This is a genomic window from Pristimantibacillus sp. PTI5 (assembly GCF_048572955.1).
In the GTDB taxonomy this organism is placed as follows: Bacteria; Bacillota; Bacilli; order Paenibacillales; family Paenibacillaceae; genus Pristimantibacillus.
The window spans coordinates 1,181,224-1,202,390 of sequence record NZ_CP183886.1; the positions used below are offsets into that span (position 1 = coordinate 1,181,224).

15 protein-coding genes are annotated in these 21,167 nt (G+C 50.7%); 6 read left to right on the plus strand and 9 right to left on the minus strand.

Annotated elements, in window-relative coordinates:
- Nucleotides 1-126: 126 nt before the first annotated feature.
- From ACN6MW_RS05495 to ACN6MW_RS05510, 4 genes are all read right to left on the minus strand, one after another.
- A complete protein-coding gene (locus tag ACN6MW_RS05495) occupies nt 127-2,181 on the minus strand; it encodes an alpha-galactosidase (protein WP_419874560.1) in 2,055 nt (684 codons plus the stop codon).
- Between the two features lie 71 nt (nt 2,182-2,252).
- The gene (locus ACN6MW_RS05500) at nt 2,253-3,866 is read right to left on the minus strand and encodes an ABC transporter substrate-binding protein (protein ID WP_419874561.1); all 1,614 of its coding nucleotides are present in this window, start codon (nt 3,864-3,866) and stop codon (nt 2,253-2,255) included.
- Nucleotides 3,867-3,966: 100 nt separating this feature from the next.
- Nucleotides 3,967-4,854 carry a carbohydrate ABC transporter permease gene (locus tag ACN6MW_RS05505; RefSeq protein ID WP_419874562.1) on the minus strand — a complete coding sequence of 296 codons (888 nt, stop codon included), beginning with the start codon at nt 4,852-4,854 and terminating at the stop codon, nt 3,967-3,969.
- Between the two features lie 23 nt (nt 4,855-4,877).
- Nucleotides 4,878-5,867 carry an ABC transporter permease gene (locus ACN6MW_RS05510; RefSeq protein WP_419874563.1) on the minus strand — a complete coding sequence of 330 codons (990 nt, stop codon included), beginning with the start codon at nt 5,865-5,867 and terminating at the stop codon, nt 4,878-4,880.
- Between the two features lie 191 nt (nt 5,868-6,058).
- Here ACN6MW_RS05510 and ACN6MW_RS05515 point away from each other — a divergent pair, with 191 nt between their 5' ends.
- Both ACN6MW_RS05515 and ACN6MW_RS05520 read left to right on the plus strand, forming a co-directional pair.
- On the plus strand, nt 6,059-7,648 hold the full coding sequence (locus tag ACN6MW_RS05515) for a response regulator transcription factor (protein ID WP_419874564.1): 1,590 nt from the start codon (nt 6,059-6,061) through the stop codon (nt 7,646-7,648).
- A 15-nt stretch (nt 7,649-7,663) separates the two neighbouring features.
- Nucleotides 7,664-9,427: a sensor histidine kinase gene (locus ACN6MW_RS05520; RefSeq protein ID WP_419874565.1), complete on the plus strand. Its 1,764-nt coding sequence runs from the start codon at nt 7,664-7,666 to the stop codon at nt 9,425-9,427.
- Between the two features lie 101 nt (nt 9,428-9,528).
- Here the strand turns inward: ACN6MW_RS05520 and ACN6MW_RS05525 are convergent, their stop codons facing one another.
- Complete coding sequence (locus ACN6MW_RS05525) at nt 9,529-12,555, minus strand: carbohydrate-binding protein (protein ID WP_419874566.1); 3,027 nt, start codon at nt 12,553-12,555, stop codon at nt 9,529-9,531.
- Nucleotides 12,556-12,738: 183 nt separating this feature from the next.
- Between ACN6MW_RS05525 and ACN6MW_RS05530 the strand changes: the two genes are divergently transcribed.
- Nucleotides 12,739-14,583 (plus strand): extracellular solute-binding protein, encoded by a 1,845-nt coding sequence (locus ACN6MW_RS05530; RefSeq protein WP_419874567.1) that lies wholly within the window; start codon nt 12,739-12,741, stop codon nt 14,581-14,583.
- A gap of 82 nt (nt 14,584-14,665) precedes the next feature.
- Here ACN6MW_RS05530 and ACN6MW_RS05535 read toward each other — a convergent pair whose 3' ends face one another.
- Entirely contained in the window at nt 14,666-15,595 is a 930-nt protein-coding gene (locus ACN6MW_RS05535) for an SPFH domain-containing protein (protein ID WP_364146706.1), read from the minus strand.
- Nucleotides 15,596-15,601: 6 nt separating this feature from the next.
- Nucleotides 15,602-16,030, minus strand: coding sequence for an NfeD family protein (locus ACN6MW_RS05540; RefSeq protein WP_364146704.1), 429 nt, complete (start codon nt 16,028-16,030; stop codon nt 15,602-15,604).
- Nucleotides 16,031-16,172: 142 nt separating this feature from the next.
- On the opposite strand from ACN6MW_RS05540, the gene uraA reads away from it, so the two are divergent.
- From uraA to ACN6MW_RS05555, 3 genes are all read left to right on the plus strand, one after another.
- Nucleotides 16,173-17,474, plus strand: a complete 1,302-nt coding sequence (gene uraA, locus ACN6MW_RS05545) for a uracil permease (protein WP_419874568.1) — start codon at nt 16,173-16,175, stop codon at nt 17,472-17,474.
- A 113-nt stretch (nt 17,475-17,587) separates the two neighbouring features.
- Nucleotides 17,588-17,926, plus strand: coding sequence for a L,D-transpeptidase (locus ACN6MW_RS05550; RefSeq protein WP_419874569.1), 339 nt, complete (start codon nt 17,588-17,590; stop codon nt 17,924-17,926).
- A gap of 77 nt (nt 17,927-18,003) precedes the next feature.
- A complete protein-coding gene (locus ACN6MW_RS05555) occupies nt 18,004-18,906 on the plus strand; it encodes an AraC family transcriptional regulator (protein WP_419874570.1) in 903 nt (300 codons plus the stop codon).
- Nucleotides 18,907-18,911: 5 nt separating this feature from the next.
- Here ACN6MW_RS05555 and ACN6MW_RS05560 read toward each other — a convergent pair whose 3' ends face one another.
- Nucleotides 18,912-20,063, minus strand: a complete 1,152-nt coding sequence (locus ACN6MW_RS05560) for a Gfo/Idh/MocA family protein (protein ID WP_419874571.1) — start codon at nt 20,061-20,063, stop codon at nt 18,912-18,914.
- Between the two features lie 153 nt (nt 20,064-20,216).
- Nucleotides 20,217-21,161 carry a DUF1861 family protein gene (locus ACN6MW_RS05565; RefSeq protein ID WP_419874572.1) on the minus strand — a complete coding sequence of 315 codons (945 nt, stop codon included), beginning with the start codon at nt 21,159-21,161 and terminating at the stop codon, nt 20,217-20,219.
- Between the last annotated feature and the right edge of the window lie 6 nt (nt 21,162-21,167).

The following is a 21,167-nucleotide window of genomic DNA, read 5'->3' on the forward strand; positions in this document are numbered from 1 at the left end:
TTCCGATCTTTACGTTCCTGTGTTTTTTTAATTTTTTATCAAAAAGGTTTATGCTTCACCCGTCTGTTGCTTAACTGTCTCCTCGAACATGGAATTATCATGTCGTCCCCATCCCGCAAGCCGAGTTTATTTAAACAGCAGAAGCTTGGACTCGGCTGGCGCCAGTTCCATGCGGTACTCCACGCTCTCTCCCTCGATGCGCTGCTCTTGTCCGCTCCACAAATCCCGGACCACTATCCCCTTAGATGAATCGATGCCAAGTCTTGCAAATGAGACGAGCTTTACGCTTTCCTTTTCTTCGTCAAAGTTAAAGGCGGCAACATAGATGCCCTCTTCTCCTCTCAGCGTAAACAGATCCTCGCCTTTGCTGCCGCTCCTTCCCTCCACCGGCTTAAAGGTTTCGCCGCGCCGCGCAAGCGCCATGACCTCGCGGTTCGTCATCCATTCCTTTGCCCTGCGCGCAGCCTCCAAGACGCGGTAATCATCGCCGAGCAGCAGCGACGTGCCGGCAATCACGGCGCTGTTCAGCCGGCTTCTCCCTTCATGCTCGCTGGTTGAGCGCTGATTGTCGCTTTTGTACAGCACGACATGATCGGGATCGTTAAAACGATATAGGCTGTCATTGATCCACCAGCCGTAAGTAAGCGCGTTCAGCATGTATTCGGTATCATTAATCGTCCCGAAGGCGTCGCAGGAAACACGGCGGCTGTGCGCGTAGCCATGCGGAAATAACGGCGCTATCGATAAATTGATCAGAAACGGCCGGCCGACCCGCTCCGGCGAAAGCGTATCGCGAATAAGTGCCATTCCGATATTGTAGGCTTGGATCCCCGTGCGCACGCTCTCCAGATGGAATCGGCCTTCCATCGCCCCATGGGTCAGGAAATCCAGCTTCACGTAGTCAAAGCCGAGCTCGACAAAGCTGTCCAGGCTGCGCTTGATCCGCTCCTGCGCTTCGGGATGCGTCGGGTCAATCGGGAATGCTCCGTCCAGCTTCGGCAGCGGCCGACCAGCCTGATCCTTAATCAGGATCTCCCGGTAAAGCACCCTGCCGTCCGTTCCTTCGACCGGCGTCTCCGGGTCGCTTCCCCAGAAAGCGAACGGCGTATAATAGATGCCCGGTTTTTGGCCGTTTTCCTTCACCCGTCGTACGGCGTCTTTGAGCTGTTCCTCAGGCAAGCTGTTCCAAAAAGCATCAAAATTGACATACAAGCTGTCGTTGTCGTCCGCGAAGCCGTTTTGCTGCAATGCCTTGGCAAAAAAATCCGATGTGTGCGTATAGACGTCGTAGTCCAGCTTGCTCATGACGGCAGACCAGCTGTTCCACCCCATCGGAATTCCGCCCTCCCATGGCAGGGCAGGGGACAATACCGCGTTAGCTCTTCCGTACGCTTCAAGCCCGCCTCGATAGTCGGCGAACGCTCCAACGAATATTGTCGGGGATGTAATGCTTCTGCCCCGAATTGCGCCGTGCGCAACCGTATCCCTGGTCTGCATGTCCGCCGCTCCGCCATAGACGCGCAGCCTGCCGACCGCTTCCGCGAACGTGCCTTCCACGACTACGCCCGTTTTCCAGCGGTCATGCGTAACCGATCCGAGCACAAAGCCGTTTCTGCTGGCGGGGCGGTAAATCGCCGTTGCTTCATAGCTGTGCACGCTGCAAGGAATGGCATGCGAGGCATAGCGTACCCATTTATCATTGTCAAACGGGATAAACAGCGCTCTGATTTCCTCGCTTGGATCCGAGCCATCCGCAAACGATAATACGCTGCCGTCATTCAAGTAAGCAGCCAGCGGTGTCAGCTCGTTCGTCTCCCAGTCGAATTCGCTTTCCGCCTCCAGCTCGGTCAATACATAAGGGAGCTGCTCATACATACGGAAATGCTGCCTTAGCGCGGGCTTCCCGAGCTCCTCGTGCACAAACGTCCAACGGATGCCGCTGCCAAAGCCGTCCGTAATCGGCTGCGCCTCCGCTTCCTTAACGTAATGCTTGCCGTAATACGTAGAACGCAATTGCTCCAGGCCATAACGTGCTTCTGCATAAAGACCAATCAACGCTTCGCCGCTGCTCCATCGCAGCGTTACGCTGCCGTCCGCTACATTTGCCCTTGCCTGCATAATGCCGTTATCAACGACAAATTCGCCGTTATCCAGCTCCAGCTTGAATGCTCCCATGATCATTCTTTATCAGCTCCTGTATTAGAATGAAAGAAGGCCGGCTGCGCCGGCCCTCCTACACGCTCTGCTTGCCGTTATTTCCAAAGCTCTACGCGGTTTTTGTAATTGCCCGTGTAAATCGCTTCAACTTTCTCGTCGCCGGCCGCTTTCATGTCGCTCAGCATTTTATCGAAAATACTGTTTGCTTCCTCAGCCGTTTTGGCCATGATCGCTTTCGTCAAAGCCTGCTTCACAATATCGTTCACCTTCTGCTCGTTAAGCGCTTCAGGCGTGCCGCCCTGCGGTCCTAGGCCGTCATACAGCACCGAATCATAGACAGAGTCAGCCAGGTTTTTGATCGCCATTTGATCGACTGCCCCGCGTTCATAACGTCCCGGCAAATCGTAAGGCGTTCCGTCGGAGCCTTTGCCGTTCTTAATGAACCATGTCCATTTGCGGATACCCGTTTCTTTCGTGTAGGCGTTCCAATCATCCTTGAAGCCTTGAAGCACTTCCGGCCTTGGCGTATGCTTACCGTCCTTCATATCCCAGTGCTGCCCCTCGATGCCCCACATGAGCAAATATTGGCCTTCTTCGCTCGCCAGGAAGTTCATGAACTCCATCGTGCGCTCCGGATTTTTATTTTTCTTCGTAATGGTGATCGCATCCCAGCCAAGCGAGCTGCGGCCGCCGTAAGTCGTTTTGGCCGGATCTACGCCGTCGGCAACAACCTTATAAGGGAACATCTGCGATTCCTCGCCGCGATCCTTCAGCAGGATCGTATTCGCGCCGCCCGCTTCCCAATATGCGCCCGTTGTTGCAAGCACGGTTCCCGTTGCCAGCTTTTGTTCCCAAACCTGCTTTTTGTTAATGGCCCACTCTTTGTCCAGCAAGCCCGAACGGTACAAATCATTCATGTAAAGGATCATATCCCGGTATTTCGGATCTTTTACGTCAAACTGCAAGCTGCCGTTGTTCTCATAGAATGGCATCATGCCGAACATGCCTTTGAAGGTGCCGAGCGAGCCGCCGAAGTTTTCTCCGTCCATTGACAAGGCAATCGTTTCTTTCCCGTCCATATTCGGATATTTCGCTTTGAAATCCTGAAGCAGCTGTTTGAACTCCGATGCGGTGAACGGCACGCCGCCCTCCGCTTTATCCGGCGCCAGTTCCTTCATGATATCCTTGCGGATGTTGAAGCCGAACACCGGCTCGCTCTCAAAGCCGTACCAGTTGGAGAGGTAATAGTTTTTACCGTCTTTATAGCGGGTCTTGTTCAGCACGTCGCCATACATCTCGGAAACATCAGGACCATGGGATTCAATCAAATCGTTTAACGGAATGATAGCGCCCGACTCGATATATTTATTGACCAAATCGCTGCCGCGCTCGAATAAAATAATGTCGGGCAGATCATCGCTCGCCAGCATCAGATTAAGCTTCTCTGCCGGATTTCCGGTCGGCTGCTGAATTTCAACCGTAATTCCCGTCCGTTTCGTAATCTCCGCAGCAACCGCGTTGCTGAACTTATCGCCTGTATTTTTATCAAAAAAAGTGAGCGTGAGCGGTTCCGTGGAACCGTTCTCGGAGCCGGTTTCATTCACTTCGGCATTGCCGCCGTTTTTCGAATTGTTCGAGCCGCAGGCAGATAATACAGAACCGACGACCATAACGGCAAGAAACAGAACGAGCCATTTTTGAATACGCATAGTAGAAGTCCCCCTTATATGTGATCTTATTATAGTACATTTCCACCCAAATGCATTGGCCTTACAGGCCCCCATCACCTCCAGCAAGAATATCGCGGCTCTAACTTTTCACAGCGCCCAGCGTCATGCCCTTAACGAAATACTTTTGCAGAAACGGGTAGACCATCAAAATCGGCAGCGTGGCCACCATGGTAGCTGCCATCCTAATCGTATCCGGCGAAACCGCAAGCCGCTTGGAGGCATCGGCCATCTGCTGCGCGTCGCCGACCATCGAGCTGGTTTGATATTGGTTTAATATTTTGACCAGCACGGCCTGCAGCGTTTTGAGATCCGAATTATAAGTGAACACGTAGGAATCGAACCAGGCATTCCAGTGCATGATCGCCGTAAACATCCCGATCGTGGCAAGCACGGGCGTCGTCAGCGGCAAAATAATTTTAAAGAAAATCTGCAGGTAGTTCGCGCCGTCTATCTTCGCTGACTCGTCGAGCTCCTGCGGCAGCTGCTGCATGAAGGTGCGTACGATGATCATGTAGAACACATTCATCATGCTCGGCAGAATGAATACCATGAAGCTGTCGATGAGATGCAGGCTCTTGAGCACCATGTAATAAGGAATAAGCCCGCCGCCGAAATACATCGTGAATACGAAGTAGAGCGACCAGAACCTCCCTCCGACAAGCTCACGTTTGCTCAGTGAATAAGCGACCATGCTGATGACGATGACTGCGAGCGGCGTGCCGATGATCGTCCGCTGCACCGTTACCTTGATGGCGAGCCAAATCTCGCTGTCGGATAAAATCTGCTTATAGCTGGCCAAGCTGAAGTCCCTCGGCCACAAATACAAGTTCCCGCGCAGCGTATCCTCGGCGCTGTTAAGCGAGATGATGAATATGTTCCAGAAAGGATAAAACGTTACGATAAATACCGCGATGATGAATAAGTAAACCATGGACATAAACATAAAATCATTTTTGAATTTTGCCATGCTGCGTTCCCCTTTCGTCGATCCTAGAACAACGACTGTTCATTCATTTTTTTGGCCATCGTGTTGACGCTGACGACAAGGATGAAAGCGACGACCGATTTGAACAATCCGACGGCTGCCCCGTAAGAGAACATCCCGTTCTGCAGGCCGTATTTGTACGTGTACGTATCGATAACCTCCGAATATTGAAGCACGGTATTATTTTGAAGCAAGTACTGCTGATCGAAGCCTGCATTCAAGATGCCGCCTACCGCCAGAATGGCCAAAATAATAATCGTCGGCTTAATCGACGGCAGCGTGATGTGCAGCATTTGCTTTAAGCGGCTTGCCCCGTCCACCCTTGCCACCTCGTAAAGCTCGGGATTGATCGCCGAAATCGCGGCCAAATACATTATCGCGTTAAAGCCCATGTCCTTCCACGTGTTCGAGAACGCGATGATCCACCAGAACAAAGGACCCTTCTGCATAAATTGAATCGGCTCCTCAATGAATCCAAGCCCCGTCAATAGGTTGTTGAGCACGCCTTCGGACGACAGCACCGTAATGATAATGTTTGCTGCAATGACCCATGATATAAAATGAGGCATGTAGGAAACCGTCTGGAACGTCCGCTTGAACCATCCATTGCGGAGCTCATTAATCATAAGCGCCAAAATGATCGGCATCGGAAAACCGAACAACAGCGACAAGAAGCTTTGAGCCAGCGTATTTCGCATAACCCTATAGAAATCGCCGTTCGTGAAAAAGTAATTAAACCAGTCCAGCCCGACAAACTCCGTCGTGAAAAACTGTCCGAAAAACGAGCCGCCGCCCGGCGAATAATTAATGAAGGCCATATATAGGCCAAACATTGGCACATAAGAGAATAAGAGCGTTACAACTAAAGCCGGAAGCATGAGCAGATACAATAACCGCTGCTCCTTCAGCCTTTCCCATACCGTAGAGTTTCCCATGCCTCGTTTGTGCTTCGGTGACACGGATTTACTTGGTTCCGCTTTCAATATCGATTCCATGTTATAGCCTCCTGCCAGTCTTTCGCTGCTTTGTGACTTCATTATAGGTCGGCTGACTGGCCTATTCTATACAAGCATTTAACGATTCGTATCCCAAATCGACACAGTTCAAAGCGCTCCATTGTTGAAAAACGTTATAGCGGATAAACTAGTAAAACATCCCGTTGCGTGATAGAAAGGTGGGGACTTTCATGTATAGCATTTTGATAGTGGACGACGAAGCCATTGAATTGGAAACGATTGAGCATTATGTCCCGTGGGATAAAATCGGGATTTCGGTCGCGGGTACGGCCCGCAACGGCAAAGAAGCGCTCGGTAAGCTTGCAGAGCTAAAGCCCGACATCATCCTTACGGATGTCCGCATGCCGATCATGGACGGGCTTGAATTCGGAAGAAGAGCAAAGCAAATCGACAAAAACGTAAAAATCATATATTTGAGCGGACATAACGAGTTTCAATATATAAAGGCCGCGCTCAACATTGAAGCGGCCGGTTATTTATTGAAGCCGATCGATATGGAGGAGCTTCTGGCCTTACTCGAAAAGGTCAAGAAAAAATGCGAAGAAGAGCAGCTCGCGGATCAAGGCGGAGATTGGATGCGGGAGAAGCTGCTGATGCGTATCCTGCGCGAGCCTAACGCGGAGAAACGCAAGGAATGGGCAAATCAATGGGAGCTTAGCGCAGCTGATTTTGCGGAAAACAAGCCGTTTGCTGCCGTATACGTAACCTTCGACCCTGCCCCGGTCTATCCCGGCACCGCACAGCCCTCCGCCCAAAGTGCGTCAAGCGACAAAATCGAGCAATTTCGATCGGCTGCAAGGCAGAGGCTGGATACGTTTATTATGGTTGAAGACGAGCCTCATGCCTTATTCGTACTCTTTCAATGGCAGGACGAGCGGCAGCAGACGCAATCGACTACCGCCTTTTGGGAGCGGCTCCGAGCGGATTTGGCTTCTTCTTCGGAGCCATCCTACGGCTCGCAGGTTACGATAGGCTTGTCAGATCCGCATACGGGTTTTCAAGAAATATGGAATGCGTGCGCGGAAGCGAGGGCCTGCAATGAGGAGAAGTTTTACGAGCAAAGCGGAGCCGTTCTCTCTCCGCAAGATTTGAAGCCAACCAAACAAACGGATGATGAGAGCGAGCAGCTCGCGGCAAAGCTTTCCTCTGCCATCCAATCGGGGGATTCGGAGCAGATCAGCATGCACATTGCGTCTTTCTTCGGGGCGGTCCGCGGAGAACGGATTGACCGGAATTTTGCGATCCGAGCGATAATCCGGCTGTTAACCGCTTTAGAACAGCATTTCTCCATGATGCTGGCGGGCTCGCTCAGAGAGTGGCTGCTTGTCGATCATTGGAAGGAAATTTCGTCCATGGGCTCGGCCGCGCATATGCAGGCTTATGTCATGCATTTCTGCGATGAGGTGAGGAAAGCGGCAAACGATCGTGATATCGACCGAAATCAAGCGATAGCCGAGCAAATCGTGAAGCTCATTGGAGAACGGTATCATATGCCGCTAACGGTCGAAGAAATCGCGAAGGAGATCTATCTGTCCCCCAACTATATCCGGACGATTTTCAAGGAAAAGATGGGCGAGACGATTCTCGATTATTTGACGAAGTTCCGCATGAACAAGGCGGCTGAGCTGCTGAAGGATAAAGCGCTTAAGGTTCGCGAGGTTGCGCATAGCGTGGGCTATGAGAATGTCTCTTATTTCTGCTCCATCTTCCATAAGCATAGAGGCAGTACCCCTAATGAATATCGAAAAATGTATTTATAGGCTGGAGTGAGAAGCATGAAAAGGCTAGCAGGCTGGATGACCAAGCCTTTTACGAATTTACGGCTGAGAGAAAAGCTGTTCCTGATGTTTTTGCTCGGCGCTATTCTCCCGCTGCTGTTTTTTGTCTTATATTCTTATCAAACCATAAAGAGCGAGCTCTCTAACCAAATGTATACGAGCTCTGTCGCATCTGTCGCTCAAATCAATTCCAATTTGGAAAATAAGCTGGATACGTACACAAAGCTTTCGGCGACCATGTATTTGAACAATACGCTGCGCGCTTACCTGACAAACAACTATACGCAGGACCCTTCCCTGTTCGTGGACGCGTATCAGTACATCAATAATACGTTTTCCAACATGCTGACTACGAACCCCGATATACATTCTTTGTCCATATACATTAACAACGATTCGCTGCCCGCCGACGGCATCTATATTAAACGAATCGACGATGCCTTTCGAAGATCGGCGATCTATCGCTCGCTGCTCGATACCTACGGCAATGTCCGGTTCGTATCCACGCCGCCCGTCGTGGACCAGCCGCCCATGTTTACGTTGACGCGCATGCTGAACATAAGCAATCTCGACAACGCATACGGGATTTTAACCATAAATATATTGGAATCGGACATCTTCCGGCTCATGGAGAAGGAGACGGCGGAGAAAACCGTCTTAATCGTTAACGATCAGGGCTTCATTATTTCCGCAAAAGACAAAGGCATGTTGAACCGCCCGCTTAAGAAATTCGTGCCGGATACTTTCCCCGGCAAGCTGCAAGGCCGATTCGACAGCACCTATAACGGGGAGAAAATGCTGGTGGTCTACAATACGACCAAATTCGGCTGGAAGAGCGTTGCGCTCATTCCCTACAACAGCTTTCTGGCAAAAGCCAATCAAACCGCAAAACGGATTTTCATCCTGGCTTTGATCAGCTTCGGCATCATGGCATTGCTCATTTATATTACAGCGAGGCTGTTCACCAAACGGGTCGAGTATCTCGTCGGCATCATTCGCCGCATCGAAAGGGAAGAATTCGAGCATATCGACATCCGGCCGCTCGGCCGGGACGAGATCGGACAGCTCGGCAATGTGCTGCGGAAAATGTCCCAGCGGCTCAGCAATTTGATTTCCGATGTGTACAAGAAGGAAATCGACAAGAAGGAAGCGGAGATGAATGTGCTGCAAGCGCAAATCAATCCGCATTTTCTATATAACACGCTTGCTTCTATTTCCTCCCTTGCGATTCGCAATTCGGATCAGCGGATGAATAAAATGGTCACCGATCTCGCTAAGTTTTACCGCATCTCCCTAAACAAAGGCAAAAACCAAATCTCGATTCACGAGGAAATACAACTTACCCGTTACTACGTGGCTATTCAGCAAATTCGGTTCGCGGATCTTATCCGCGTGCATTATCAAATTGACGAATCTGTGCTGCCCTGCCCGATCGTCAAGCTGACGCTTCAGCCTTTCGTAGAAAATGCGATGAATCATGCCATTTGGGATGACAAGCTCGGGATTAATATCATGATTAAAGCCTGCCGCGAAGGACCGGACATCGTGTTTAAAATTATTGATGACGGAATGGGTATGCGTATGCAGGAAGGAAGAACCAGCGATCAAGAGCTGCCGTCCCAAGGCGACGCTTTATCGGGGTACGGTATCCGCAACGTGGATAATCGAATCAAGCTGTTATACGGAGACTCCTACGGCGTATCGATTTTCAGCAGGCTCGGCATCGGAACCACCGTTACGATCCGTATTCCCGGACGATGATTGCCGGATCCGGTCCGCCCAAAAAAATCCCTCGAGCATTTTGCTGCCCGAGGGATTTATTATTTTGCGCTAGTTAATTGAAGTCTTCGACGATTGCCGTTTTATTTTACCGTAATTTTGTACAGCTTCGACTGCGCGCCAAGCAAATCTACCTGCATCGACCCGGCAGCCTGGCTCGATTCGTTCGTCCAGAGATCGGTCACTTTCGCATTAGAAGACGATGGTATGCCTGCCCTTGCGAAATCCACGGTCTTTGCAGCCGTCTCATTCGTGAAATTAAATACGGCGAGATAATAATCCTTCCCATCCTTCATAACGAACGTATCCGCGGCTGCCGTGCCTGTATTGCCCTCGACCGCTCTAAAAGCTTTGCCTTTTAGCGCAACCTCATTCACCTGCTTGTTCGTCAGAAGCTTCTTCATCAGCTCCTGCGCTGCAGGATCATTGACATCATCAGAATTTAGATAAACCGTACCGGAAATAACGGCAGAATTAACCCGCGTCTGCGAGGCAGCATAGGAACCGCCCTTTGCCAGCGTCATATAGTCGGGATCGGTATACGGATAGATCGTTCCGTTCTGCCACCAGCCGTAGGTCAGATTATTCAATTGGTATTCGGTTCTGCCCAGCGTGCCGTCAATATCGCAGGATATGCGTCTCGCGTGTGCATATTGGCTCGGAAATAACGGCGCAATCGATGCGCTGATGAACATTTTGCCTTCCAGCACCTTATTGATATGGGCCATCCCTTGGTTATACGCCTCAATTCCCGTCTGAGCCTTTGGATCATAATGCTTGCCTTCAAAGGAACCGTGGCTTAGAAAATCAATCTTGATATATTCAAATCCATAATCCAGAAAACGCTTAAAGTAATATTCTATTCTTTGCTTGGAGCCTGGATGAGTCGGGTCGACAGCGTAAGCGCCGTCCACCTTCGGCAAAGGATTGCCGCTTGCATCCCTCAAAATAATATCGCCATACTTATACTTCCCATTCGTGCCCTCGACTGGCTGCTCCATGTTGTCGCCCCAATAAACGAACGGACCATAATAAATGCCGGCCTTCTGTCCGTTATCGTTTATGACTTTGACTGCTTGCTTCAGCTGCTGCTCAGACAGATTGTCCCAATAAGAATCCATATTAATATAGACATTGCCTTTATTCGCAAACGAAGACTTCTGCAGGTTTTTCTTAAAGAAATCGGACACAGCCACAACCTTGTCATAGCTTAAATGGCTTTCATAGGCGCCCCAGCTGTTCCAGCCTACAGGGACTCCCTTCGGAACGCCATGTTTGAATGCCAGCGGCGGAGCAACCGCAGCGTTCGCTTGGCCGAAGCTCTCCAGGCCATCGCGGTAATCCGTATAATAACCCACGAGAATTTGCGGCGATGTTAAGGTCTCACCCGTGATTTGGCCATGCGGAAGCGTATCATGGGTCGAGGCAGCCGAAGTAAATCCGCCGTATACCTTCAGCTTGTTCACGCGGTCGTTCGAACCGCTCCAATACACGCCTGTTTTCCACTGATCATGGGTCACCGATCCGATCACAAGGCCGCTGCGGCTCGTATTGTCATAGATGGCTGTCAGCTCCGAGCTGATGTAGTTGTTCGTGTTCAAGCTTGTATTGACCGTTCGCGATTGATACCTCGACCACGCATCGTTGTCAAAGGGAACGACCAGCACACGATTGTCTGAATAGCTGCCAATATCAATGCCGCCTGCGGCGTTTAAGACAACCGGCGACATTTCGTTCGTGCTTAGCAGCTGCTCGCCCTTCACCTGCTGGCTAACGAGGAAATACGGCAAACGCTCGTAAATTTGGTAAATCTGCGTCATCGTCGGTAGGCCAGTTTGGCTGTTTTCGATCGTTACCCGAATGCCCTTGCCATGGCCGTCTTTTATTTTCTCGATTTTGTTCATGGCAAACCGGTGCTCGGCATAGCTCTTGCTGTCCAGCTGCTTATCGAGCAAAATACTACTGTACAAGCCCTTGGCGATCGTCTTGCCGTTCCAATCGTATGCCGAAAGGCCGGACTCCGTATTATACGTTACTTTATAAATGCCATTGGACAAGGTTACGCCAGTCTCATGCTCTTCCACCTGGATGGACCCAAACTTCTCGGAATCGACCTCTGCGCCGATTTGGGTGATGCCATCGATATCACCTGGTTCCTCTCCGGGAGATTCGGAGGCAATGATTTCAATACTGTCGATATCCGGAGACCATCCCCCGTTATCATCGAACAAAATCATATTGCTGCCTTCCTGCAGCTGTACTTCAAGGCTGAATGTGCCGACGGTATCCCAGCTTGCCGTCTGCGGCGGTGAATAGGTTTCCTTTTCGCTGCCATTTACGCTAATCGCAATGGGCCGGGGATCACCGGAAATATAGCTCAGCTTCAAGGTATAGATACCAGCAGAAGGTACGGTTACCTCATTGAATAGAAGCGTTGAGCCTCCCCAAATATCGCCTATTTTTTTGCCGCCGGAGCATTCCGTCTCCGCTTTGCAGGAGCGTACGGCAGCATTGCCTGTTAGCGTATTAACAGCCGCTTCTGCCTCATAGACTTGTCCGCTGCCAGCGGGCGGCTCGTTCGGGTCGGTGCCTGTACCGGCCCGGCGCAGCTCGATTTGGTCAATGTCCGGCGAGTAGCTGCCTTCGTCATCGAACGTAATGGTGTTTGCGCCTTGATTCAGCTCAAGCTGAAGCTCATAGGCGCCCCGCGTATTCCAATCCGCGGTTTTCGGGGGATCGTAGCGGTCGCTTGCGCCGCCGTTTACGCTAACGGCAAAGGATCTTGGATCGCCCGATATGTAGTGCACAGTCATCGTATAAACACCGGCATCCGCTACAATGACATCGTTGAACTGCAGCGCCGATCCTCCCCATAAGCTTCCGACCAGCTGATTACCTGAGCAGCCAACGGCTGCCTCGCAAGCCTTCACCTCTGCCTTCCCGCTTAGCAAATTGACTGCCGCCTCGGCCTCAAAGGCATAGACGGTTTCATTCGTATCCGTCGCCTGCGCTTCCGCAATGGCCATTGGGGCAAAGTAAGCGGTTTGAATTAGCAGAAGCATCGCAATGATCAATCCCATGCCTCTGCCGTATTTCACTTTGTTCATCATTTATTCCTCCTCGATCTTTTTTTGAAGCGCTTTCTTTTCTAAGTTTAATCCGGGGGACTCCTGCCATACTAGCCAAGAATGTTACGATTCGTACTCGAAACCGACAGACTTTAAAGAGCCTGAAACCTTTCCTGTTTCCACACGTCTATTAGTAAATACTAATTATGGAAAAGAGGGTATCTTATGAATCGAAACAGGTTTCGCAAGACAACCAAAACCGTCATGTCCGCGGCGCTTGCCGCAGCTTTATTAACCGCCATTCCATACCCTGCGGCAGCCGATATCCTTCCGACTGGAACTTCCAAATTAAACGACGAAATACATAACCCTGACGGAACAGCCGTTAACGTCTATTTTCAAGACCTGCCAGTCGCTCTGTCCCTGCCGCCGCGGTTGATTAAAGGAACCGTCATGGTACCGGGCAAAAGCTTGCTGGAGGGGCTTGGTTACAAAATAGAATGGCAGGCCAAGGAGCGGAAGCTGGTAGCTGTCCAAGCAAATAAACCGACGTTTATTTTCCAAGAAAATCTTGCTCAAGCGGAAGTTGGCGGAACATGGTTGAAAGGGCTTCCCGTCGCCCCTTTTATTGACAAGCAGACATTTTGGATACCGCTTCGTCTCGTTGCTGCAGCTAGCGGGCTGCGCGTGGAGTGGAACGCCCAGCAGCGTTATGCCCGTGTCAGCGATCCTCTGGCATTGCCAAGGCTCAGCGTAATGACGAAAATAGATAACGGTGTCATTGAGCAGACTGACAGGCTTTTCAATGATTTAAAGCAAGCGACGAAGATGAACGTTGATTATGTGCAGGTCGGTCCGGAACATTATCGCCAGAAAATGATGGTCATGATTGCCGCTGGGGAGCCGACATCGCTAATGCTGCTGGACGACTCTTACATATTTCAGAACGAGCTAATTGCGAGCTTTTCAAATGATTTGACGTCTCAGCTCGAAGCTTTCCCACGACTCAAGGCGCTGGCTCAGAGCGGGCCTGGCAGCCGGGTCGTTGACGGTAAAATATTAGGCGTGCCGCGGCCGGGCGATCCGCATAATGCCGCATTCCCCGCGATCCGCAAAGATTGGCTGGATAAGCTTGGTTTAGCCCAGCCGCAAACGATGGAGGAGCTGTTTCAAACGCTTAAAAAATTTACCGAGCTTGACCCGGATGGCAACGGAAAGCATGACACCGTGGGACTTACTGGTTATTTAGACGGAACGGGTCTTGGCACACTATCATGGATCGAGCATGCTTATACGGGCAGTCCGGACCGCTTCTCGGTTAAAGGCGGAAGCGTTGTTGACCATGCGGTTAGCGATGAAGAGACGCTGGCGCTGCAATGGCTTGTCCGCGCGTATAATGAAGGCTTGATAGACAAAGAGTTTGCGGTCATGTCTGGAGAACAATCCAACGAGCAGCTGCGCGGCAGCAAAGCAGGGCTGGCCTCGATGACGATTAGCCAAGCGGCTGGTCTTACCGGTGAAAATGCCGTTTGGCTGCCGCTGAAAAGCATACGCGCCGTTTCAGCCAGTTCCCCGATCGCGCCATGGGCGACGCAGGGAAACGGGACGTACATTGTATCCAAAACCTCGAAGCTGGAGATTAAGCAGATTTTGGCTTGGCTGGATTACGGGCTTGAGAAAACCGAAAACGGCGGGTGGGAAACGATCGAGGGGTGGCAGCAGTCAGATCAAGAAGCGGCCAACAGTTTGTTCGGACAAACCGATATGCTCAAAAACAACAGCAGGATTGACCATCTCTCGGATAACATTCGGGACGAGTATAAAGCAGCCGTCACGGAATGGAGAAAAACCTCCTACGCCGCCATCACTCTGCCAGAGGCTGGAAGCCTCTGGCATTCAGGCAAATATGCCGAGCTTAATCATAATATGGAACAGTTTAAGCTCAAGGTCATTATGGGCGCGGCATCTATCGAGGATTGGAAGGCATTCCTAAAAGAATATACGGCTTCGACGGAATATAAAGCCATGCTCGCGGATTTGAATAAGCTGGCTGCTCAGCGGACGAATTAGAGGCATGTTTTGGGGTGTAGAATAAACAAGAACAGCTGGGCAAAACGTTTGTTTTGCCCAGCTGTTTTCATTAGATAGACTCCTACTCTTTGCTTGCTCTGAGCATCTCGCCAATCGCGCCGATGCTGCCCAGCGTATCGACCGCTCTGGTTGGAATAAACACTTTATTCGCCGGACCTTTGGCGATATCCGCGAGAGCCTCAAGCGAACGATAAGTGAGAATATTCTCGTCCAGCCCTGCCGAGCGTATCAGCTCAATTCGGCTTTTCTCCGCCTCGGCAATCGCCTGGATCGCTTTCGCTTCCCCGAGCGCCTCAAGCTCCTGCGCATGGCGCTGGCCTTCTGCTTGACGGATGCGAGCCTCCTTATCTCCCTCGGCCTTCAAGATTTTGCTCTGCTTGTCGCCCTCAGCCCGCAAAATCATATCCTGCTTTGCCGCTTCCGCATCAAGCACCATCGCCCGTTTGCTCCGCTCGGCCTTCATTTGCTTATCCATCGCATCCTGAATATCGACGGGCGGCTGAATATCGATGACCTCGACCCGCTCGATGCGCACGCCCCACTTCTCCGTCGCTTCATCGAGGGCGATCCGAATGTCCGATGAAATTTTCTCGCGTCCGGACAATGTCTCATCCAGCTCCATTTTGCCGATAATTTGCCGCATGGTTGCCGTGCTAATATTCCGAACGCCGTAAACGTAATCAGAGATGCCGTATGTAGCTTGCTCTGGTCCCGTTACCTGATAAAAAATAATCGTATCAATTTTTACTTGGACGTTATCTTTGGTTATGACGGTTTGAGGCGGCACATTCGCTTGCTGAATGCGAAGATCATGGTAAGTCCGCACATGGTCGATAATCGGAATCAGAATATTAACACCTGGTGTCAGGAGCCGGTTGAATTTACCGAGACGCTCAACTACGCCTATTCGCTGCTGCGGTACGATTTTAATTGATAAAGACGTAAACACAACGACAATCGCTATTAAAATAATGGCTACAACATAACCCATGTACGATTAGCCTCCCCATTTCTCGACTTGGAGCACCGCGCTCCCGCGGCTTACGACCTGAACAAGATCCCCCTTTGCCAGCGGCGTATTCGATACGGCGCTCCAGGTTTCATTCCCTACTTTGACGATGCCGGGCGCTCCCGCTCCAGTCTCCTCAAGCACAATTCCCTGCTTTCCAACGAGATCGTCCACTACGTCCTTATAACCTCGCGAGGAATGGATGCGGCGAGTAATAGGACCCGTAAAGAACGTCAGGACAAGAACGACCAAGCAGGCTGCAATGAGCTGAGTGACAAAGGAGCCCGGCCAGAACCAATCGATGACCGCCGCGACTAAAGCGCCAATCCCCAGCCATAACAAATAAAAAGTAAGCGTAAGCATCTCAACGACTAATAAAATACCGGCGAGTATGAGCCATACCGTCCACAATTCCATTCGGCCATCGCCTCCTCCTTCATTAATATATTCGATCCCGTTCATCCTATGATTAAGAAAACACTTGCCAAACCGATAATGAATATGTAGAATCATCAAGGGTCTTTTTACAAACTACATATCATTGGAGGCAGTTTTCATCATGAAAAATACAATTGGTGTCCTTGATCGGCCGCCTGCTCTGCAGAGCTTTCTTCTGAGCCTGCAGCATCTCTTTGCCATGTTCGGCTCCACCGTGCTTGTTCCGAATATTCTCGGCGTGGATCCGGCTGTCTGCCTGCTTATGAACGGGATCGGCACGCTGCTCTATTTATGGATTTGCAATAACAAGATTCCGGCTTATCTAGGGTCAAGCTTTGCTTTCCTTGCACCCGCGGGCGCCGTCATTGGCGATCAAGCTGCCGGCGGAGGCAATTATGCGGCAGCTCTCGGCGGATTTATTATTTCCGGCGTGATCTTCACGATTGTCGCGCTAATTATTCAAGCGGCAGGCACGGGCTGGATCAACGTTTTGTTTCCACCGGCGGCCATGGGCGCGATTGTTGCGATTATTGGTTTGGAGCTTATTCCCGTAGCCGCAGGAATGGCTGGCTGGATTAGCAAGCCTGGTGCTGATGCGTCAGTATGGTCGCAGGATCCGAAAATCGTAACCCTTTCCACCGTCACGCTTGCTGTCACCGTGCTTGGTTCCGTGCTGTTCCGCGGCTTCATGCGCATCATTCCGATACTGATCGGTATTGTTACAGGTTATGTGCTTGCCTATTTCATAGGCTTTACCGATTTCAGCAATCTTGCGGATAACGGCATTGTTCAACTGCCGCATTTCACCTTCCCTGTATTCGAGTGGACGGCAATCATAGCGATTGCGCCTGCCGCTCTCGTCGTTATAGCCGAGCACATTGGCCATCTTGTCGTAACGGGAAATATCGTGGATAAAGACCTATCGAAGGATCCGGGTCTTCACCGCTCGATGCTGGGCAACGGGGTTTCGACGATTCTTTCAGGGTTCGTAGGCTCCACGCCTAACACGACCTACGGGGAAAATATCGGCGTACTTGCGATTACGAAGGTCTATTCCACTTTTGTCATCGGAGGCGCGGCAGTCATTGCCATCGTGCTTTCGTTCTCGGGTAAATTTTCAGCTTTGATTTCCGGTATTCCTGAACCGGTTATGGGCGGCGTGTCCCTGCTGCTGTTCGGCGTTATCGCAGCCTCCGGCTTCCGTATGCTTGTGGAATCCAAAGTGGATTACAGCAAGCCTACCAACCTGTTCCTCACGACTGTCGTACTCGTGACGGGCTTAAGCGGCGTAAAGCTTACGATCGGCGATTTCACGCTCTCGGGGATGGCGCTAGCCACCGTCGTAGCAATCGTATTGAGCCTGCTGTTCAAAGTATTTGAAGTATTGAAACTGTCTAATGACTTCGAGTCTACAGGGCATTAAATAACAAAGGGGGGCCTCATCAGGCCCCCCTTGTTATTTATTTAATTTGAATTCCTGCATGAAGCAAACCTCCGCACCGCTACATAACATAAGGAAAAAGGAGTGAAGCCGCCATGCCTGATTACCGGATTATTGTCGATCTTTCCGATCGAAAGCTGCATCTGCTCGACGGCAATATCGTCACTCGTTCATTCCCTGTCGGCATTGGAAGAATGGTGACCCAGACTCCAACCGGCGAATTTACGATTATTAACAAGCAAGCCAATCCTGGCGGTCCGTTCGGGGCATTTTGGATGGGACTGTCTAAGCCCCACTATGGCATCCATGGCACAAATGATCCGTCTTCGATTGGACATTTGGTTTCGCATGGCTGTATTCGTATGTATAATGACGATGTCCTGGCCCTCTCCAAACTCGTTCCCATCAACACCAGAGTCACGATCAGGCCTTAACCATTTCAGCAAAAAGCCAGTGCTAGTATGGTAAACTAAAAGCATGTAACCACTTTTGCAGCGAGGATGTGCTTGCCGTGTCTTACATCCATAATGTCAATCTTCGAGATGCCCCGCTATACTTTGCCCATAGACGCGCGAACGACAGACCCGAGAATTATCAAGGGACGTTCCACGCTCACCAAGGCGTTGAAATTTTAATCGTGCATGAAGGCAAAGGAACGCTGATTGTTGAGCAAAAAAGCTATGAGCTTGCGCCCGGCATGTTATGTGTTTTCCAGCCCTATCAGCTGCATCATGTACAGGTCGAATTATCTCCTGACACACCGTTCATTCGCTCAATTGTGCATTTTGAGCCTACATTATACGAAAGCTATTTTGAGAAATGGCCCAGCTTGCAGGCTTTTTATAAGCATATCTATACGGGAAGCTTAGCTGAACCGTGTATGTATCACAGCGGAGATGCAGAGCCGCTGAACAGCTTGCTCGGAAGCTGGGAGCAGACTCTGCCGCACTTGTCCAAAGGCGAGTATTATGAGGAATTTTCTTTGTTTCTGGTAACCTTTCTGCGGGCCTTCAAGCAGCTGTGGGAGCAGCAGCTCAAGCCTTCCGCCGCTTCTCCGGATACCCTTCGTCAGCCCCATCAGGCGGAGCGCATGCTGGAATGGCTCAAGGATCATTACAAAGAACCGCTGCGGCTGGAGCAGATGGCAGGCGAGCTGCATCTGTCTCCCCATCATCTCTCCCATCTGTTCAAGGCTTGCACAGGAAGCAGCATATCCGACTATGTTACCGCCAAAAAGCTGCAGCAAGCCATCCTGCTCCTGACCTCTTCGGAGTATTCGATTGCCCGCATCGGGGAAGAAATCGGCATCACAAACAGCTCCTACTTTTGCAAAATGTTCAAAGCGCAATTAGGCATCACGCCGCATCAATACCGGAAACAGTTTCACAGCAAGCGGTATCCGAGACCGCTCTGAGTTCATCATTTATAATCGCTGCCGGTTGTGATCGCTTGATCCGCGAAGTTAGCCACGGAACCGCTTTTTTCATAAAAATGGATCGCGTTGGCCTGCATGCCGCTTCTCGAATAAAAAGGATCGTCTGAGCATATCGGAAAAGAGACAAGCCTTCCTGTGCTTGCGGCTTTGTAAATGCCGACAATGACTTCAAGCGTTTGGCGGCCGCTTACGCCATCGATCAGCAGCGGAGCTCCGGTCTCGATGGCAGTGAGCAGATTGTCAATTTGCCCAACATGTCCTTCATACGCAACCTCCGGCAAAGAATCATGACAGCGCTGCAGCTCCGCTTCAAGTAATAAATTCTGCTCCGGGAAGCCGTTGCCCGTCGCGGTTGATGCTTTTACCTGCCATGGTGCGGATACGCGCGCCTTAGCCCCCTGGAAAATAAGCTGCTGCTCCTGCCCGTGATGGACGACGGAGCTTGTAACCTGGGCAAGCGCACCGTCTTCATAACGAAAGATGCCGATCGATAAATCCTCTACCTCCGCATTATCATGTGAAACATTCGACATAAACGCCTGTACTTCGGACGGACGCCCCATCATCCATACTAAGGCATCGATATGGTGAACGGCATGGTTTAAGGTACAGCCGCCGCCCTCCTTCTCCCAGGTGCCCCGCCACCATAAATCATAATAGCAATGCCCGCGCCACCAGTGCGAATCAATCTGAGCATGGACGATTTTACCGGCCAAGCCGCTTTCCAGCACCGACTTCAGCTTCATCATGGGTGTCCTGAACCGGTTTTGGGCTACGACGGACAGCAGTTTCCCGCTCCTTTCCGCCGCTTCATTCATCATATCGCATTCCTCTAGGGAAGACGCCATCGGCTTCTCCACCAGCACATGCGCGCCTGCTTCCAGAAAAGCGACAGAAAGCTCTGCATGGGTGTATGGCGGCGTACAAATCGATACGATGTCTATATCCTGCTTCAGAAGCTGCGTATAATCGGATACGGCCTCCGCCTCCAAATGATGCTGCTGAATGCGGGCCTGTGCCTTCTCTTCATAAATATCGCTTACCGCTACGATCTGGCAGCGCTCCGGGAAATTTAAATACGCAGAGATGTGCGCGTTAGAGATGGCACCTGCGCCAATAATGGCTACTTTAAGCATGACTGCATCCTCCTTAAGGTTGATGCAATCAGTTTACCAAGGAAGCGTTCCCAAATGTATGCATAGCTTGTGAAAAAATAACGCTACTTTGCGATTTTCTTTACGATTAAATAGAAAAGAGGGCTGTCTCATGAAGAGTGCCCTCTTTGATTATCATGCAATCGTTTCGTACTCCGAAAACGGATCCGCAATATCTAAATAATGAGCTTCCGCATCGCTGGCTCCCACATATAGCACAGCTCGGTTATTCGCTTCTCGAACCAGCCCACCGCTGAATATGACATCTACAAGATCCGGGCGTTTTGCCGGGCCATCCGGGAAGTCACTCCTGGTCGCTATTATTTTGACTGGCGATTTCTCTCTCGTCAACGGATTGAGCACAAACGACATCGCATGATAATGCAGAAGTCCGGCTTCATCCGTATAAGAGATATGGCCTAATACGCCGAGAAACCCATTTTTAAGCAAATGAATCTCATTAGCCCCTCCCCATTCATCCTTCAGAAACTGATCTCGAAAAAGCGGGGCTTTAATAATCGCGGTTTCCGATAAATCCTCAAAAGAATCCAGTATGCTGAAGCCGATAACGGCTCTTGTGCCTTCAATGCCGAACGGACGCGAGAAAATACCGATTCTTCCATCGGAAAGCTCCGATAATCGAATGTCCTTCATATTCCAGGGGCCTGTGGCAGCATGGACGAGCTCATGCAAATTCGCCCCTCGATATAGCACGGTTTTCCAGCCGATGATCGTCCTGGAAGCCTCTGAATCAAAGTAAAGATGAACGCCGCCGAATACCCACTCCCCGTTTATCCGCGTGATAAAAGGATCCTGCAGCTGAAACTTAGGTAAATCCAGCTTCGGTGTCCATACGGCATTTCGACAGGTAAAGAAAATAATTTCGGATTCCTCCGAGTGTCGTTCTTCCACGCGTCCGGCAATATACAGCTCTCCTTCATTCCAGAAAGGGGCTGTAATATTATAAACATCCCTCTCTCCTACTCCGGCAAAATGAAGCTTCCGGCCTTTGTTCGGAGCCGGCTGATACTCAAGCAGCAGCTCTTTACAGGTTTTAGTTTTCCATTCTAGCTTCATCATAGTGTC